Raw genomic sequence first — 3,662 nt, forward strand, 5'->3', positions numbered from 1 at the left:
ATTGCGGCTTACTGCGCTGTTGCCGTTTGTTTTCTCCAGGCAAAGTTCGAAGGGCCACTGTGCCATGCTGCATCAATTCCGCCTGCTCCGCAGGCCCATGGTCTTCGCTTTGGGTGATTGCATCGGGGACTGATACCCTAGGCAGTCGCCGCTTAAGCGTGAGATCGCGCTACGGCAAACCGTGACACCACAAGCCGCCAAAAGATTACGTCGAAGGAATTACGCGTGGCCAACATCAAGTCGCAGCAAAAGCGCAACCGCACCAACGAGCGCGCCCGACTGCGCAACAAGTCGGTGAAGTCGTCGCTTCGCACGGCCGTCCGCGCGTTCCGCGAGGCCGCCGCCGCCGGCGAGAAGGAGAAAGCCGCCGAGCTGCTGGTCTCCACCAGCCGCAAGCTGGACAAGGCGGCCACCAAGGGCGTGATCCACAAGAACCAGGCGGCGAACAAGAAGTCAGCGCTGGCGCACGCCCTCAACAAGCTCTGAGTCAGCGACCCGCGTCGGCCGCTAACTCGGCGACTTTTCGCACCGCCGCTTCCAGCGCGTAATCGGCATCAGCGGCCGCACCCTTGACGTCGGCGTTTAGTGCCGCCACCAACTTCATCGCGATAGCGACCATGTCCCGCGACCAGCGTCGGGCCTGCTTCTGCGCCTTCTGCACCCGCCAGGGCGGCATCCCGACTTCGGCAGCCAGGCGGTAGGGGTCACCGGAGAGCGGACCCACCCGACCGATAGCGTGCACGGCCTCGGCCAATGCGTCGGCCAGCACCACATGCGGCTCGCCGCGCATCATCGCCCACCGCAGCGCCTCAACAGCCCCTTCGACGTCACCGGCCACAGCCTTGTCGGCGATGTCGAATCCCTTCACCTCGGCTCTGCCACCGTGATAGCGGCGCACCGCGGCGACATCGACGCGGCCACCGGTGTCGGCGACCAATTGAGAACAGGCCGAAGCGAGTTCGCGTATATCGGAGCCGACCGCATCCAGCAGCGCACTGATCGTGTCGTTGTCGGACTTGACCTTCAGCGAGCGAAATTCGTTGCGGACGAAGTCGAAACGCTCGCTGGCCTTGGCGATCCGCGCGCACGGATACACCTGCGCGCCGAGCGCGCGCAGCTGACTGGCCAACGCCTTGGCACGCCCACCACCTGAATGCACGACTACCAGCTCGGTGCCCGACGGGATGTCCGCAGCGGCGTTGGCGATCAATTCGGCGGCGTCCTTGCCTGCCTCACCGGCGGCTTCCAGGACGACGACCCGCTCGTCTGCGAACAGTGACGGGCTCAGCAATTCGGCCAGCTCGTAGACACCCACTTCGCCGGCGCGCAGCCGGCTCACCGGGACATCGTCGGTGCCGGCGCGCTGCCGTGCCGACCGCAACACCTCCGCGACGGCGCGCTCGACCAGCAGCTCCTCATCTCCCAGCACGAGATGCAACGTCGAAACCTGCTGGCTCACTGTTCGATCGTGTCATGTCGGGCCGACAGCCCCTACCAGCAGGCCCGACAAGGACCAGGCGAGCAGCCCCGCGGCTGCGACCGCCATCCCGGCCCGAAACCATCGCCGCCGCCACATCACCGCGGCCAGCACAGCGGCAGCGCCGACCACCAGGACACCGGAAATCCCGGACGGTACCGGCAGGCTGGCGACGGGCACTGCGGCTGCCCAATGCGCAATGCGCAACACCCACCACAGTTCGGGGCCGGTGAACCGGATCAGCAGTTGCGCCCCGGCCGGCCAGAACAAACACAGCGCACCGGCCGCACTACCCAGCACAGTGATCGGCGCGATCAGCGCCGCCACTGCGAGATTGGCGACGGCGGCCACCAGGCTCACCCGACCCGAGATGCCGGCGATCAGTGGAGCCGTCACCAACTGCGCTGCGCAGGCGACACAGACGGCGTCCGCCAGCGGCTTGGGCCAGCCGGCCGCCACCAGACGCCGCGACCAGATCGGCGCGATGACCACCAGCGCCGCCGTCGCCACCACCGACAAAGCGAGGCCCACGTCGACGGCCAACTGTGGAGCGGTCACCATTAACACCAGCACGGTGGCGGCGAGACCCGGAATCGCTTGGCGCCGCCGCGAAGACAGCACGCCCACTAGCGCTATCCCGCCCATCACCGCCGCGCGCAGCACGCTAGCCGTGGGCTGCACGACGATGACGAACACCACCAATGCGACACCGGCCAGTGCCACCGCCGCCCGCGGGCCGATCAGCCGCGACGAGAACAGCACCGCTCCGCACACGATCGTGACATTGGCGCCGGATACCGCTGTCAGGTGTGTCAAACCTGCGGCACGGAATTCTCGGCTGGTGACCGTGCTTACCGTCGAAGTGTCGCCGAGCACCAGCGCCGGCAGCATCGCCGCTTGGTCTGCAGGCAGCACTTGACGGGCGGTCGCGGCAAACGCCGCGCGAATTGCGTGCGCAGCGCGGTGAACCGGCCCGGCACGACCCATCGTCGGCTGGCCAACCGCGTTCACCATCGCCACCGTCAGGTCATGTCGGGTAGGGCGGGTGATTCTGGCGCGGAAGCGCACCGGCTGACCGACCATCACCGCATTGAAATCGCGCGCCGGCGCGAATACCACCACGCGGCCCGACATCTGGTTTTGTCCCAGTTGCTGCAAAGTGGCACGGAACATCAGTCGGCCGCGGCCCACCGAGAGTGCGCTTTCGTTGGGCGTGACCACGACCTGCGCAGCCGTTCCGAATACCGCAGTGATGGGGTGGCGAGCGACTGCGTTGGCGCGCAACGCAATCGCAAACCCGAACCCGGCCCCGACGACACCAACAGCGACCACACCGACGCCGATGGCCCGCATCCGTGGGCTTCGGTGCCCGGTGCGCCATAGCAGCAGGCCCAACGCGCTCCCGACCGCACACACCGACCCGACCACGCTGCCGATCGGCCATATGATTCCCGCCGCGGTGACCGTCCAACTGGTCAATGCGGCCGGCACCAGACGGGCATCCAGCCGCGCCGGCGACGATGCAGAGCGCAGCGATGAGGAGGAGCGGCGCGATGACTGAGCCGTAGCGGCGTCGCCGCTGGATGGGTGCTGCACCGGTCTTAGACACGAACCAGCGCGCGCAGCTTTTCCAGACGCGCGGGGCCGATGCCGTCGACCTCGGCGAGTTGATCGACGCTGGTGAACTTGCCGTTGGCATCCCGCCAGGCGACGATGGCAGCCGCCGTCACCGGCCCGACCCCGGGCAAGGCATCCAACTGCTGCACCGTTGCGGTGTTCAGGTTGACCGACTCAGCCCGTCCGGGTTTGTCCGGACGAGATGCGGTGCCCGGCGCGCCCGGGGCGGCCGAGCCGGAGCTCACTGAACTGCCCAACACCGGCGGCTGCCCCTTGACGGGTGCGATGCCGACGACGATCTGCTCGCCGTCGCCGACCTGGCGGGCCATGTTCAACCCGATGGTGTCGGCGCCATCCGTCGCGCCGCCTGCCGCCTTCAGCGCGTCGGCGATGCGCGCGCCGGGCGCCAAGGTGACCAGGCCCGGCGTGTGCACCAGGCCAACCACACTGACCACCACCGGTTGACTCGGCTTGGCTGTCGGACTTGAACTCGGGCCGCGGCTCGCCGACGCCACCGCGTCGACCGGCGGCAGTTTCGCCGACCTCACCGGTGCCGGCTGGTCACGCA

Annotated in this window: 5 protein-coding genes; 2 read left to right on the top strand and 3 right to left on the bottom strand. The window is 68.0% G+C overall.

The window, feature by feature from the left end:
• Nucleotides 1-225 precede the first annotated feature (225 nt).
• On the top strand, nt 226-486 hold the full coding sequence (gene rpsT / locus WAN71_RS27060; RefSeq protein WP_422228270.1) for a 30S ribosomal protein S20: 261 nt from the start codon (nt 226-228) through the stop codon (nt 484-486).
• Nucleotide 487: 1 nt separating this feature from the next.
• Here rpsT and holA read toward each other — a convergent pair whose 3' ends face one another.
• A complete protein-coding gene (gene holA, locus WAN71_RS27065; protein ID WP_422228271.1) occupies nt 488-1,459 on the bottom strand; it encodes a DNA polymerase III subunit delta in 972 nt (323 codons plus the stop codon).
• Nucleotides 1,460-1,471: 12 nt separating this feature from the next.
• The gene (locus tag WAN71_RS27070; protein ID WP_422228273.1) at nt 1,472-2,926 is read right to left on the bottom strand and encodes a ComEC/Rec2 family competence protein; all 1,455 of its coding nucleotides are present in this window, start codon (nt 2,924-2,926) and stop codon (nt 1,472-1,474) included.
• Here WAN71_RS27070 and WAN71_RS27075 point away from each other — a divergent pair.
• Nucleotides 2,820-3,038 carry a hypothetical protein gene (locus WAN71_RS27075; protein WP_422228274.1) on the top strand — a complete coding sequence of 73 codons (219 nt, stop codon included), beginning with the start codon at nt 2,820-2,822 and terminating at the stop codon, nt 3,036-3,038. The two genes, WAN71_RS27070 and WAN71_RS27075, sit on opposite strands and share 107 nt — an antisense overlap.
• 40 nt (nt 3,039-3,078) lie before the next feature.
• Here WAN71_RS27075 and WAN71_RS27080 read toward each other — a convergent pair.
• On the bottom strand, nt 3,079-3,662 hold a 584-nt coding region (locus WAN71_RS27080), incomplete at its 5' end, for a helix-hairpin-helix domain-containing protein (protein ID WP_422228272.1).

The sequence above is a fragment of the Mycobacterium sp. genome, from assembly GCF_049280035.1.
Taxonomy (GTDB): Bacteria; Actinomycetota; Actinomycetes; order Mycobacteriales; family Mycobacteriaceae; genus Mycobacterium.